General features: G+C 66.1%; 19 protein-coding genes. 6 read left to right on the forward strand and 13 right to left on the reverse strand.

Annotated features, from left to right (window positions below; translation table 11 throughout):
* Positions 1-275 precede the first annotated feature (275 nt).
* The 4 genes from QH276_RS04170 (at position 276) to QH276_RS04185 (ending at position 2,712) form a co-directional block, all read left to right on the forward strand.
* Complete coding sequence (locus QH276_RS04170; RefSeq protein WP_280397809.1) at positions 276-611, forward strand: winged helix-turn-helix transcriptional regulator; 336 nt, start codon at positions 276-278, stop codon at positions 609-611.
* A gap of 73 nt (positions 612-684) precedes the next feature.
* Complete coding sequence (locus QH276_RS04175; RefSeq protein WP_280397808.1) at positions 685-915, forward strand: hypothetical protein; 231 nt, start codon at positions 685-687, stop codon at positions 913-915.
* 110 nt (positions 916-1,025) lie between these two features.
* Positions 1,026-1,628 carry a YdcF family protein gene (locus QH276_RS04180; RefSeq protein WP_280397807.1) on the forward strand — a complete coding sequence of 201 codons (603 nt, stop codon included), beginning with the start codon at positions 1,026-1,028 and terminating at the stop codon, positions 1,626-1,628.
* 229 nt (positions 1,629-1,857) lie between these two features.
* On the forward strand, positions 1,858-2,712 hold the full coding sequence (locus QH276_RS04185) for a hypothetical protein (RefSeq protein ID WP_280406629.1): 855 nt from the start codon (positions 1,858-1,860) through the stop codon (positions 2,710-2,712).
* Between the two features lie 101 nt (positions 2,713-2,813).
* Here the strand turns inward: QH276_RS04185 and QH276_RS04190 are convergent, their stop codons facing one another.
* The 13 genes from QH276_RS04190 to rpsJ form a co-directional block, all read right to left on the reverse strand.
* On the reverse strand, positions 2,814-3,248 hold the full coding sequence (locus QH276_RS04190) for a type II toxin-antitoxin system VapC family toxin (protein WP_280397805.1): 435 nt from the start codon (positions 3,246-3,248) through the stop codon (positions 2,814-2,816).
* A complete protein-coding gene (locus QH276_RS04195) occupies positions 3,245-3,487 on the reverse strand; it encodes a CopG family transcriptional regulator (RefSeq protein WP_280397804.1) in 243 nt (80 codons plus the stop codon). The genes QH276_RS04190 and QH276_RS04195 overlap by 4 nt, the downstream gene beginning before the upstream one ends.
* Positions 3,488-3,648: 161 nt before the next feature.
* Positions 3,649-3,918 (reverse strand): 30S ribosomal protein S17, encoded by a 270-nt coding sequence (gene rpsQ, locus QH276_RS04200; RefSeq protein ID WP_039822436.1) that lies wholly within the window; start codon positions 3,916-3,918, stop codon positions 3,649-3,651.
* A complete protein-coding gene (rpmC, locus tag QH276_RS04205) occupies positions 3,915-4,154 on the reverse strand; it encodes a 50S ribosomal protein L29 (RefSeq protein ID WP_039822435.1) in 240 nt (79 codons plus the stop codon). The genes rpsQ and rpmC overlap by 4 nt, the downstream gene beginning before the upstream one ends.
* A complete protein-coding gene (gene rplP / locus QH276_RS04210; protein ID WP_033244239.1) occupies positions 4,154-4,570 on the reverse strand; it encodes a 50S ribosomal protein L16 in 417 nt (138 codons plus the stop codon). The genes rpmC and rplP overlap by 1 nt, the downstream gene beginning before the upstream one ends.
* Positions 4,571-4,573: 3 nt before the next feature.
* Positions 4,574-5,377 (reverse strand): 30S ribosomal protein S3, encoded by an 804-nt coding sequence (gene rpsC / locus QH276_RS04215; RefSeq protein ID WP_280397803.1) that lies wholly within the window; start codon positions 5,375-5,377, stop codon positions 4,574-4,576.
* The gene (gene rplV, locus QH276_RS04220; protein WP_280397802.1) at positions 5,378-5,785 is read right to left on the reverse strand and encodes a 50S ribosomal protein L22; all 408 of its coding nucleotides are present in this window, start codon (positions 5,783-5,785) and stop codon (positions 5,378-5,380) included.
* Positions 5,782-6,063 (reverse strand): 30S ribosomal protein S19, encoded by a 282-nt coding sequence (gene rpsS / locus QH276_RS04225; protein WP_014349056.1) that lies wholly within the window; start codon positions 6,061-6,063, stop codon positions 5,782-5,784. Before rpsS ends, rplV begins: the two co-directional genes overlap by 4 nt.
* A 14-nt stretch (positions 6,064-6,077) precedes the next feature.
* Positions 6,078-6,914: a 50S ribosomal protein L2 gene (gene rplB / locus QH276_RS04230; protein ID WP_280397801.1), complete on the reverse strand. Its 837-nt coding sequence runs from the start codon at positions 6,912-6,914 to the stop codon at positions 6,078-6,080.
* Between the two features lie 33 nt (positions 6,915-6,947).
* Positions 6,948-7,253, reverse strand: coding sequence for a 50S ribosomal protein L23 (gene rplW / locus QH276_RS04235; RefSeq protein ID WP_280397800.1), 306 nt, complete (start codon positions 7,251-7,253; stop codon positions 6,948-6,950).
* Positions 7,250-7,924, reverse strand: a complete 675-nt coding sequence (rplD, locus tag QH276_RS04240; RefSeq protein WP_280397799.1) for a 50S ribosomal protein L4 — start codon at positions 7,922-7,924, stop codon at positions 7,250-7,252. Before rplD ends, rplW begins: the two co-directional genes overlap by 4 nt.
* Positions 7,921-8,586, reverse strand: a complete 666-nt coding sequence (rplC, locus tag QH276_RS04245) for a 50S ribosomal protein L3 (RefSeq protein WP_280397798.1) — start codon at positions 8,584-8,586, stop codon at positions 7,921-7,923. Before rplC ends, rplD begins: the two co-directional genes overlap by 4 nt.
* A gap of 14 nt (positions 8,587-8,600) precedes the next feature.
* Positions 8,601-8,906 (reverse strand): 30S ribosomal protein S10, encoded by a 306-nt coding sequence (gene rpsJ, locus QH276_RS04250; RefSeq protein WP_003938093.1) that lies wholly within the window; start codon positions 8,904-8,906, stop codon positions 8,601-8,603.
* A gap of 465 nt (positions 8,907-9,371) precedes the next feature.
* Between rpsJ and QH276_RS04255 the strand changes: the two genes are divergently transcribed.
* Both QH276_RS04255 and QH276_RS04260 read left to right on the forward strand, forming a co-directional pair.
* Positions 9,372-9,851 carry a hotdog fold domain-containing protein gene (locus QH276_RS04255; protein WP_280397797.1) on the forward strand — a complete coding sequence of 160 codons (480 nt, stop codon included), beginning with the start codon at positions 9,372-9,374 and terminating at the stop codon, positions 9,849-9,851.
* A 237-nt stretch (positions 9,852-10,088) separates the two neighbouring features.
* Complete coding sequence (locus tag QH276_RS04260) at positions 10,089-11,279, forward strand: lycopene cyclase family protein (protein ID WP_280397796.1); 1,191 nt, start codon at positions 10,089-10,091, stop codon at positions 11,277-11,279.
* Positions 11,280-11,598: the final 319 nt, after the last annotated feature.

Here is an 11,598-nt window from a genome sequence, read left to right on the forward strand (position 1 = left end):
ACCCGCCCGCGGCGAACCGCGCGTAGTACTCGGCCATGGCCGCCGTGGGCACACCGTCCCCGGCGGTACTGACCCGCGACATCGGCGCCACGACGGCTCGATTACGCAGCCGCAAGGACCCGATTCGCGTGCTGGACAGAACAGGGTGGACGGTCACGGCGATCTCCTCGAACACTGGACAACTGGTTCGGGAACAGATTCCGCGCTATCGGCTGTCTCTACAAGAACGGTCTTTTCTGTGCGGTAGGCACATTCCGTATACCTATGGAGGTCACATGCACGAGAACACGCCGGACTACTGCACGGTCGAGGCGGCGATGGAGGTGGTGGGTGGCAAATGGAAGATGGCGATCGTCAATCACCTGTTTCACGGCACCCTGCGCTTCGGCGAACTACGCCGCGCCATGCCCTCGATCACCCAGCGCATGCTCACCCGCCAGCTCCGGGAACTCGAAGCCGACGGCTTGATCCGCCGCACCGTCTACGCGGAGGTCCCACCGAAGGTGGAATACGACCTCACCGAGCTCGGCGCGAGCCTCCGGCCACTGGCCGGCCTGCTCGAATCCTGGGGCGAACGGTATCGCCGGAGCACCGCTCCGCAGCACCGCTGAGGTCGCAGGCACACAGTCGCGCAGCGCGTAGCATATGCGTAGTAACGCGTAGCATTCGAGCTAGGCTCGAAGTATGACAGCGGCAGCCGAGTTCAGCTCGGTGACCATGGCCGTACTCGCCGCGGGCCCGCACTGCACCGACGACCCGGTCGAACGCGCCGGACGCACTCCACGCCCGCGCCGGATAGACCTGATGATCGCCGCCACCCACCGGATTCCGCTCTACACGGTGAACCCGAACGACTTCAGCGCCCTCGACGGCCTGATCACCGTCGTTCCGGTAACCCATCCCGACGACCGGTGAACGCGACCAGGATTCCCGGGTTCGGGCTCGAGGAGCAGCTCCCGCTATCGCCCGCAACCGTGCCCGAAGAATTCCGATCCGACGTCGAAACCCTGTGGAGCTTCAACCGAATGGACCACACGGACCAGCCGGTCGACCTGGGAATCGGTCTCGGTAGCCACGATCTCGGGGTCGCGACTCACACCGCGACCCTTTACAACACGGGAATCCTTCCGCGCATTGTATTCACCGGCGCCAACGCCGGAACGACCGCTGAGCGGTTCCCTCGCGGGGAAGCCGTGCACTACCGCGAGCACGCGCTCGAACTCGGTGTTCCGGGCGAGGCGATCCTCGTGGAACCCGAGGCCACGAACACCGGCGAGAACATCGACTTCACGCGCGCCCTTCTCGAAGAACACGGCCTGCTCACCGAGATCGCGTCGATCATGCTCATTTCCCGTCCTTACCAGCAGCGCCGCTGCTACGCCACAGCCCGGAAGCGCTGGCCCGACGTCGACGTCCGCTGCTCGTCGCGCCCGCTACCGCTGAACGAGTATGTCGCCGGCATCGGTGACGCAGACCGCGTTATCAACATGCTCGTCGGGGATACCCAGCGAATCTGGGTGTATGCCGAGTACGGCTGGGCCATCGAGCAAGACGTCCCGGCACCGGTCTACGACGCCTACTCCCGCCTGGTCGAGGCCGGTTTCACGACCCGGACCCTGCCGGAGTAATCACCTCTCATCGACACCCTGCCGCCTCCCCGTCGAGCCGAATCTCCAGGCCATCAGGAAATCCCCGGTCGTCCGGCCATGCCGTGTACGTTGCCGGCCGCGTGTTGCAGCGATCGCTGCCGGTGACGCGGTCAGTGCGACCGGAATCGTCCGGGGCCCGAATGCCACACCTGTCGAACAACTCGGCTATCCTCCGTTCACGACTTCGACCGACCCCTACCCTCCACCCTTGAAAAGCCAGGCGATGGATGTTCTTTACTTCCTCAAACACAGTCCGTGCGATGACCTCGAACTGAGATATTCGCTGCGGAGCATCGAACGCTATATGCCGTGGGTGAGGCGGGTGGTGGTGTTCGGCGACCGGCCGGAATGGCTGGCGGGTCCGGAGAGCGGAATCTTCCATGTTCCACACGAGGCAATCGCCTGGATCGGCCCCTACAGAACGCCCGTCAGGAATTGGTTCCTGATGTTCTATCTCACGGCCCTGCTACCGGAACTGGACGAGGAATACATCCTCTTCAGCGACGACTACATCCTGCTCCGCGATCTCACGCCCGACGACGCCAAGCAAAACCGCTATCTGCAGGATCTGGCGACCGTCAACAGTCGCGGCAAAGGCCTCTGGAAGGACAGCCTGTGGCGGACCCATGACCTGCTCAAACGCCTCGGGTACGGCACGCTCAACTATGAAACGCATGCGCCGGCCTGGTTCCGGAAGCAGTGGGTACTGGACGCCTATCGCGATCTACGGGATTTCGTCACCGAGGACCGCTGGCAGGGCCCGATGGGCATCACCGCCATTCTGAGCCACACCCAGAAACACCACCCGCGACCACTGGTGCATCTCAAAACCGAGGGCAGCCGGGTGGGCTTCCACGGCAAACCCCCGGCATACGACGAGATCGTCTCCCGTGCTTGCGCGGCAGAGGCGAGGTTCCTCAACTTCGATGACTCGGCGTTCGGCCCCGACCTGCAACGCTTTCTCGCCGAGCGATTTCCGCGTCCCTCCCGCTACGAACAGCAGGAAACCCCCGCGACCTCCGCCGGCACCATCATCGACACCGGCAGCGTACCGGTGTCTTGATCCCGCGGGGATTTCACGGTCACGACGGTCAGCCCGTGGACTGTCCACCGCAGAAGGTCTCAGCAAGCTTCGAACGGACTGGCTTTCCGGGACACACAGGCCTAATTATCGGCAGGCAAGATCCGGAATGCGCGAAGGCCGGGGGTCAGCGGTTCGATCGCACGGAAATCGCGCTGGTCGAGGGTGAAGATGCAATCGGTTTTGTATTTGTCGGCGAGCGCGACGCCGACCGCATCGGCGAGGTCTAGCTGTAGACCTTCGTACTTGGCTCGAACCGATTGTGCGGTGGACAGGTCGACATGCTTCAGTTCGGCGAGCCGATAGCTGCCGTCGATCGTTCGTGCGAGCAGCGCGTCGGTGATCTTCATGGCCGCGGGAAAGCCGAGGTCGCGACGAGTCAGGTGATCCAACTCGGTGAGTACGAGCGGCGAGATGATCAGCGTCTCGCGCTCCATCACCGAGAGCGCTTGTTCGTGTTCATCCTGGTCCGCATCGAACGCCGCGAACAGTGCGGAGGTATCGGCGACGATGATCACCTGCGGGCCGACCGCTGCTTGATCTGCTGATAGATATCCTCACGCATCTCGTCGACACCCCGCGAGCGCCCACTGCGGAAGACCGGCAGCGGGGTGTTGTCGCGTGGGCGATCGGAGGCATCCAGCAGCATCGCGATACCGCGGCGGATGAGTTCCGCCTTGCTCACGCCGGTAGCCGCAGCTTCCGCGTCGAGCCGCACCTCCAAGTCATCGGGGAGGTACACGGTGGTTTTGATCATGCCATATATGGTACCACCCGTGGGTGTCAGCGAACCTGAGCCGATGAGCGCGATACCGGCGGAGACAACTGGCTCGGTACCGCTACCGACAACGGCGAAGGCCCGCTTCCCGGAAGGGAAGCGGGCCTTGCGTTGACGACCTTCTCAGCCGAGAAGAAGACCTACTTGGCCTTCTCCAGGACCTCGACCAGCCGCCACCGCTTGGTGGCCGACGTGGGCCGGGTCTCCATCAGCTGCACGCGGTCACCGACACCGGCGACCTCGTTCTCGTCGTGCGCCTTCACCTTGGAGGTGGTGCGAATGATCTTGCCGTAGAGAGCGTGCCGGTTACGGTCTTCCAACTCCACGACGATCGTCTTGTTCATCTTGTCGGAAACGACGTAGCCGACACGAACCTTGCGGCGGCCGCGCTCCTGCTCTTTCTCGCTCATGCCGCATCTCCCTTGTCAGCGGGTCCGGTGGCCAAACCGAGCTCACGCTCACGCATGACCGTGTAGATACGCGCGATCTCGTGACGCACCACACGCAGCCGGCGATTGTTGGTCAGCTGACCCGTCGCCATCTGGAAGCGCAGATTGAACAGCTCTTCCTTGGATTCACGCAGGCGGGAGACGAGCTCCTCCTCGGTCAGCTCGCGGAGCTCTGCGGCAGGGGTACCGGTTGCCATCAGAACTGCTCCTCCCTCGTCACGATCCTGCACTTCATCGGGAGCTTGTGCATCGCGCGGCGCAGCGCCTCACGGGCGATCTCCTCGTTCGGGTAACTCATCTCGAACATCACGCGACCGGGCTTGACGTTCGCGACCCACCACTCCGGCGAACCCTTACCGGAACCCATACGGGTTTCGGCCGGCTTCTTGGTCAGCGGGCGATCCGGGTAGATGTTGATCCAGATCTTGCCGCCACGCTTGATGTGGCGGGTCATCGCGATACGCGCCGACTCGATCTGCCGGTTGGTCACATACGCCGGCTCCAGCGCCTGGATGCCGAAGTCGCCGAACGCCACCGAGGTGCCGCCCTTGGAGAGACCGCTGCGGCTCGGGTGGTGCTGCTTACGGAACTTGACCTTGCGGGGCATCAGCATGGGTCAGCCCTCCTGCTTTTCTGCCGGGGGCTCGGCAACCGCGGTAGCGGCACCGGCACGTCCGGCCTCGGTGCTGGTCGCAGTGGTGCCGGACGACCCGGACCGACGCGGACGGCTCGGCCGCTCCCGGCGCGGGCGATCCCCGGCCGGGGCGCTCGGGGCGGGCAGCTCACGCTTGCCGCCGACGATATCGCCCTTGTAGATCCAGACCTTGACACCGATACGACCGAAGGTGGTCTTGGCCTCGTAGAGGCCGTAATCGATATCGGCACGCAGAGTGTGCAGCGGAACGCGGCCTTCGCGGTAGAACTCCGAGCGCGACATCTCGGCGCCACCGAGGCGGCCCGAGCACTGCACGCGGATGCCCTTGACGTTCGGCGAACGCATGGCCGACTGGATGGCCTTACGCATCGCGCGACGGAACGCCACGCGGTTGGAGAGCTGTTCGGCCACACCCTGGGCCACCAGCTGGGCATCCGATTCGGGGTTCTTGACCTCGAGGATGTTCAGCTGGACCTGCTTACCGGTGAGCTTCTCCAGCTCGGCGCGGATCCGGTCGGCCTCGGCGCCGCGGCGGCCGATGACGATGCCCGGACGCGCGGTGTGGATATCGACGCGGACCCGGTCGCGGGTGCGCTCGATCTCCACCTTGGAGATGCCGGCCCGCTCCATGCCGGTGCTCAGCAGCTTGCGGATGGCGACGTCTTCCTTGACGTAGTCCGCGTACTGCTTATCGGCGTACCAACGGGACTTCCAGTCGGTGGTGATACCGAGGCGGAAGCCGTGGGGGTTGATCTTCTGTCCCATTTACTTTGCCCCTCCCTTCCGGCGGCCACGAGTGCCACCGGCGGTGGGGACGCTCTCGACCTCGATGGTGATGTGGCTGGTGCGCTTGCGGATCCGGAACGCCCGGCCCTGGGCGCGCGGCTGGAACCGCTTCATGGTCGCGCCCTCGTCGACATACGCCGTCGAGATGACCAGGGTGTCCGGGTTGAGGCCGAGGTTGTTCTCGGCATTCGCCGCGGCACTCGCCACGACCTTGGCGACCGGGGTGCTGGCGGCCTGCGGGGCGAACCGGAGCAGGTCGAGCGCATCGGAGACGCGCTTGCCGCGGACGAGGTCCACGACCCGGCGAGCCTTCATCGGGGTCACGCGCACATGCTTGGCGGTCGCGCGCGCAGTCAAATTCTGCGTTTCTGTCGTCGCTTCGCTCATCGCCGCTTGCTCTTCCGATCTTCCTTGACGTGGCTCTTGAACGTCCTGGTCGGCGCGAACTCACCGAGCTTGTGCCCGACCATGTTCTCCGAGACGAACACCGGCACGTGCTTGCGGCCGTCGTGGACGGCGAAGGTGTGGCCGATGAAATCGGGGGTGATGGTCGAACGACGCGACCAGGTCTTGATGACCTGTTTCGTGCCCTTGTCGTTCTGCACGTCCACCTTCGCCTGGAGGTGGTCGTCGACGAACGGGCCCTTCTTGAGGCTGCGTGGCATTTCTTACCTCCTCCTTAGCGCTTCTTGCCGGTGCGGCGGCGACGGACGATGAGCTTGTCGCTCGGACGGTTCGGCTTACGGGTGCGGCCTTCCGGCTGACCCCACGGCGAGACCGGGTGGCGACCACCGGAGGTCTTGCCCTCACCACCGCCGTGCGGGTGGTCGACCGGGTTCATGACGACACCACGGACCGTCGGACGGCGTCCCTTCCAGCGCATCCGGCCGGCCTTGCCCCAGTTGATGTTCGACTGTTCGGCATTGCCGACCTCGCCGACGGTGGCGCGGCAGCGCACGTCGACGCGGCGGATTTCACCGGAGGGCATACGCAGCGTGGCGTAGGGGCCTTCCTTACCCAGCAGCTGAATGCTGGCACCGGCCGAGCGGGCCATCTTGGCGCCGCCGCCGGGACGCAGCTCCACCGCGTGGATGGTGGTACCGGTCGGGATATTGCGCAGCGGCAGGTTGTTGCCGGGCTTGATATCCGCGGTCGGACCCGACTCGATCTTGGTGCCCTGCACCACACCCTTGGGGGCGATGATGTAGCGCTTCTCGCCGTCCAGGTAGTGCAGCAGCGCGATATTGGCGGTGCGGTTGGGGTCGTACTCGATATGAGCGACCTTGGCCGGCACGCCGTCCTTGTCCAGCCGGCGGAAGTCGATCAGCCGGTAGGCGCGCTTGTGACCGCCACCGCGATGCCGGGTGGTGATGCGGCCGTGGCCGTTACGCCCACCGCTCTTGGTCAGTGGGCGGACCAGCGACTTCTCGGGGGTCGACCGGGTGATCTCGGCGAAGTCCGAGACGGACGACCCGCGGCGGCCCGGGGTAGTCGGCTTGTACTTACGGATTGCCATGAGTTCTTCTCTGCTTTCTGGATTCCCCGCCGCTTACGCGACCGGGCCTCCGAAGATCTCGATGGGCTTGCTGTCGGCCGAGATGGTCACGAGCGCGCGCTTGGTGTTCTTGCGCTTGCCGTAACCGAAGCGGGTCCGCTTGCGCTTGCCCTGACGGTTGGCGGTGTTGACGCTGGTGACCGTTACCCCGAAGACCTTCTCGACCGCGATCTTGATCTGGGTCTTGTTGGAGTCCGGGTGGACCAGGAAGGTGTAGGTGCCTTCCTCGATCAGTCCGTAGGACTTCTCCGAGATGACCGGCGCCAGCAGGATGTCGCGCGGATCGGCGATGGTGCTCACTTGCTCTCCTCCTGTGCCGCCTCGGCCGGGCCGTGCACGAAGGCGTTGAGCGCCTCGACGGAGAACACGACTTCGTCGCTGTCCAGCACGTCGTAGGTGTTCAGCTGGTCCGGTGCGATGGTGTGCACGTATTCCAGGTTGCGGGCACTCTTCCAGGCGGTGACGTCCTCGCGGCCGACGACCAGCAGGAACTTCTTACGGTCCGAAAGCTCGGACAGGAAGGTCTTCGCGGTCTTGGTCGAGGGGTCCTGGCCCGCGACGAGCTCGCTGATCACGTGGATCCGCTCGTTACGCGCCCGATCCGACAGCGCACCACGCAGGGCGGCCTGGATCATCTTCTTGGGGGTGCGCTGGCTGTAGTCGCGCGGCTTGGGGCCGTGCACGGTGCCACCGCCGGCGAACTGCGGGGCGCGGGTCGAACCCTGGCGGGCCCGGCCGGTGCCCTTCTGGCGGTACGGCTTCTTACCACCGCCGCGGACCTCGCCGCGGGTCTTGGTGGAATGCGTGCCCTGGCGGGCGGCGGCCTGCTGGGCCACGACCACCTGGTGCATCAGCGCGATATTCGCGGTCACGTCGAAGATCTCGGCGGGGAGATCGACGGTGCCGTTGGTCTTGCCACCGAGTTCCTTGACCGGCAGCGTCAGGTTGGCCTTCTTCTCGAGGCTGGTCATGCGTGCGCACCACCCTTCACGGCACTCTTGACGATCACGACGCCGCCCTTGCGACCCGGGATCGCTCCCTTGATCAGCAGCAGGCCGTTCTCGGCGTCCACCTTGTGAACCGACAGGTTCTGCGTGGTGACGCGGTCGTTACCCATCCGGCCCGACATGCGCATGCCCTTGAACACGCGGCCGGGGGTGGCGCAGCCACCGATGGAACCCGGGCGGCGGTGCACGGCCTGCGCACCGTGCGAGGCGCCCTGGCCGCGGAAGCCGTGGCGCTTCATGGTGCCGGCGAAGCCCTTGCCCTTGCTGGTGCCGGTGACGTCGACGTAGGTGCCCTCTTCGAAGGCATCGGCCGAGATCTCCTGGCCGACCTCGAAGGTGGAGGCGTCCGCGACGCGGATTTCCGCGACGTGACGGCGCGGGGTGACACCGGCCTTGGCGAACTGACCGGATTCCGGCTTGTTCACCTTGCGGGGGTCGATGGCGCCGAAGGCGACCTGCACGGCGCTGTAGCCGTCGCGCTCGACGGTGCGGATCTGGGTGACCACATTCGGTCCGGCCTTGACGACGGTGACCGGGACGACCCGGTTCTTGTCGTCGAACACCTGGGTCATGCCCAGTTTGGTGCCCAGGATGCCGGCCGCGGGCCTGCTCTTGTTGTCAGTCATTGCTCGAGTCCCCGTCACTGGATATTGACGTCGACGCTGGCCGGCAGGTCGATGCGCATGAGGGCATCCACCGTCTTCGGCGTCGGGTCGAGGATGTCGATCAGCCGCTTGTGCGTACGCATCTCGAAGTGCTCGCGCGAGTCCTTGTACTTGTGCGGCGAACGGATGACGCAGTACACGTTCTTCTCGGTCGGCAACGGCACCGGCCCGACGACCCGGGCCCCGGTGCGGGTCACCGTTTCGACGATCTTGCGCGCAGACGCGTCGATCGCCTCGTGGTCATAGGCCTTGAGCCTGATGCGGATCTTCTGTCCCGCCACGCTAAGTGTCCTTTTCTCCGCTTTCGTCCGTGATCCGGATACCGGCTAGGGCGTCCGTACCACCTTCATTTGCACAGCCCGAACACACGATGACGTCTCAGTGGAGACCACGACCGGGATCGACCCCAGTCCGTGCCGCTGTTCATCTGTCATGGTTCTCCGGTCCACGCGGTCGGGCGTGTCGCCTTCCCGCTCATTCCTCGGCCCCGGAAGAAAACTTCGATCGTGGCCTGCGGAACTTCGTCCCGGACGTACCCACATCGCAATCAATGGGGTACTCGCTGGTTTTTGCTCACCCCGCCCAGCCGTGCCATTTCACGTGGAAACGACGGCGACCCGGGGCAAGGCAACCCGAACAGTATGCACGAGGGGTGGGAGTCGTTTCAAATCAGGGTCGCGCGAGGTCCGGTTGTGTCCCGGCTGTGTGCCCGCAGCGCTATCTTACCGCAGAGTAAGATAGCGCTCATGACGAACGAAACGGCCACTTACCGCGGCTGGCGGAAACTCCCGGACAACCCGTTGGGTCACGGCCTGTTCTCCTTGTCGATGGTCGCCCGGGTCCCCTATTTCGGTACCGTCCTGCCGCGCGTGGTCCGCCTGGAACCCGGATTGTGCGAAGTGAAGGCCCCGAAATGGTTCGGCGTGCACAACCACCTCGGCACCTACCACGCCATCGCCGCCTGCAACCTCGCCGAAATCGCCATGGGCATGCTCAGCGAGGCCACGGTCCCCACCACCCACCGCTGGATCCCCAAAGCCATGCAGGTCCAGTACCTCACCAAAGCCACCACCGGCCTGCGCGCAGTAGCCGAACTCCCCGAGATCCCCGACTTCACCACGCTCACCGAAGGCCGCGACGTGGTAGTCCCGGTCTCGATCTACGACAAATCCGGCCGCGAAGTGGTCCACGCAGACATCACCACTTGGGTAACGCCCAAAGGTTGACCCGCAGACCTGTGGCCGAGCCCTGGCGAGGCACCCACAGTCCGGCCCACCTCCGTCCCCTCACGCAACCACGGCGGCGCCGAGTTCAGCGAGGCACTTAGAGGGTTCGGCCCGTCCCTGCGTTCAGACCGCGAGACAAGGCGGCGCAGCCGCGAGTATCGCGGGCTGAACGTAGGGACCAAGGGGGCCGAACCCCCGCGCGCGCCAGCGCGCCAAAAACACTGTTGAATGCAGGACATGTCAGCCAGTACCGACAATGAGTTCGATATCTGCGTAGTCGGGCTGGGCCCGTCCGGCCGCGCCCTCGCCCACCGCGCGACCGTGGCGGGGCTGCGGGTGGCCGCCGTCGACCCGAAACCGGACCGCCTGTGGCCGCCGACCTTCTCCTGCTGGATCGATGAACTCCCGGAGTGGCTGCCGCACAGTGTGATCGCGAGCCGGATCCCGGCCCCGGTCGTGTGGACCACCACCGAACTCCGGATCGAACGCCCCTACTGTGTGTTGTCGAAACCGCTGCTGCGCGACGCGCTGGCGCTGGACGACGCCCAGGTGTTCGCGGCCCGCGCCACGCGGGTGGATCCGCGCGAGGTCGAGCTCGCCGACGGTACGAACATCCGCGCGACCGTGGTGGTCGATTCCCGAGGTATGCCGGGGCCCGGTAACCGCCGGGCCGCCAGCGCGCACGGGATCTTCGTCGCCGCCGAGACCGCGGAGCCGATGGTGCGCGAGGGTGAGGGCTTGCTGCTGGACTGGCGGCCGGAGAACGGCGCCGGGCCCGATGAGCCCCCGTCGTTCCTGTACGCGGTGCCGCTCGGCGACGGCACGGTGATCTTCGAGGAGACCAGTCTCGGGTTGCGGGGTGGGATGCCGCAGCACGAACTGCGTAAACGCACCCTGAACCGGCTGGCCGCGCACGGTATCGAACTCACCGGGGAGGAGCCGAGCGAGGCCGCGCACTATCCGCTGGACACTCCCCCGCCGGCCAAGGGCGTGGGACGTGTGGTGCCGTTCGGTTCCCGCGGCGGCATGATGCATCCGTGTACCGGTTACAGCGTGGCCGATTCCTTCGCGCTGGCCGATACCGCGGTCGCCGCGATCCAGCGCGGCGAGGACGCGATCGCGGCGCTGTGGCCGTGGCAGGCGCGCCTCACCTACTGGATGCGGATGCGCGGACTGTGGGGGCTCGGCCGGCTGACCACCGAACAGTCGGTCGCGATGTTCGATTCCTTCTTCTCCGCGTCCCCGCGCGGGCAGCGGGCGTTGCTGTCGGCGCACGACGATTACGCGGCGCTCGGCACGGTGCTGTTCAACACCGTGGCCCACACCTGGCCGTTCCGCTGGCGGTACGACCTGGTGGGATGGACCAACCGCAACCGCTGGGCGGACTATCCGTTCGCGCCGGCGGTGCCTGCCGACAGCCGGAAATAGCCCGGCTGTCGCGGGCGCCCGCATTCGGTGGTGATCGGCGTCGCCACGGTCGCCTGGCCCGATTGGGCTGGTCGCGCCCGCTGCGGCGTGGACCTGGCCAACGCCCGTCGCCACGCCACCCGCCGTACCGGGGGGGGGGGCGCGGCCGCGCCCCGGGGGCGGCCCCCCGGCGGCGGCCCCGCGGCGGGCGGCCGCCCCCCCCCCGCCCCCCCCCCCCCCCCACCCCGCCGCAGGTCCTCAGCCGCTGTTCTCGGCCGCCTTGCGGTACCCACGGACCGCCGGATAACCGAAGACCAGGATCACCCCACCGACCCACAGC

The sequence above is a fragment of the Nocardia carnea genome (assembly GCF_029869215.1).
In the GTDB taxonomy this organism is placed as follows: Bacteria; Actinomycetota; Actinomycetes; order Mycobacteriales; family Mycobacteriaceae; genus Nocardia; species Nocardia carnea_B.

Bases quoted from the DNA above. Each gene is read 5' to 3' on its own strand.
- QH276_RS04170 (WP_280397809.1), top strand. From the start codon at position 276: ATGCACGAGAACACGCCGGACTACTGCACGGTCGAGGCGGCGATGGAG.
- QH276_RS04175 (WP_280397808.1), top strand. From the start codon at position 685: ATGACAGCGGCAGCCGAGTTCAGCTCGGTGACCATGGCCGTACTCGCC.
- QH276_RS04180 (WP_280397807.1), top strand. From the start codon at position 1,026: ATGGACCACACGGACCAGCCGGTCGACCTGGGAATCGGTCTCGGTAGC.
- QH276_RS04195 (WP_280397804.1), bottom strand. From the start codon at position 3,487: ATGATCAAAACCACCGTGTACCTCCCCGATGACTTGGAGGTGCGGCTC.
- rpsQ (WP_039822436.1), bottom strand. From the start codon at position 3,918: ATGAGCGAGAAAGAGCAGGAGCGCGGCCGCCGCAAGGTTCGTGTCGGC.
- rpmC (WP_039822435.1), bottom strand. From the start codon at position 4,154: ATGGCAACCGGTACCCCTGCCGCAGAGCTCCGCGAGCTGACCGAGGAG.
- rplP (WP_033244239.1), bottom strand. From the start codon at position 4,570: ATGCTGATGCCCCGCAAGGTCAAGTTCCGTAAGCAGCACCACCCGAGC.
- rpsC (WP_280397803.1), bottom strand. From the start codon at position 5,377: ATGGGACAGAAGATCAACCCCCACGGCTTCCGCCTCGGTATCACCACC.
- rplV (WP_280397802.1), bottom strand. From the start codon at position 5,785: ATGAGCGAAGCGACGACAGAAACGCAGAATTTGACTGCGCGCGCGACC.
- rpsS (WP_014349056.1), bottom strand. From the start codon at position 6,063: ATGCCACGCAGCCTCAAGAAGGGCCCGTTCGTCGACGACCACCTCCAG.
- rplB (WP_280397801.1), bottom strand. From the start codon at position 6,914: ATGGCAATCCGTAAGTACAAGCCGACTACCCCGGGCCGCCGCGGGTCG.
- rplD (WP_280397799.1), bottom strand. From the start codon at position 7,924: ATGACCAGCCTCGAGAAGAAGGCCAACCTGACGCTGCCGGTCAAGGAA.
- rplC (WP_280397798.1), bottom strand. From the start codon at position 8,586: ATGACTGACAACAAGAGCAGGCCCGCGGCCGGCATCCTGGGCACCAAA.
- QH276_RS04255 (WP_280397797.1), top strand. From the start codon at position 9,372: ATGACGAACGAAACGGCCACTTACCGCGGCTGGCGGAAACTCCCGGAC.
- QH276_RS04260 (WP_280397796.1), top strand. From the start codon at position 10,089: ATGTCAGCCAGTACCGACAATGAGTTCGATATCTGCGTAGTCGGGCTG.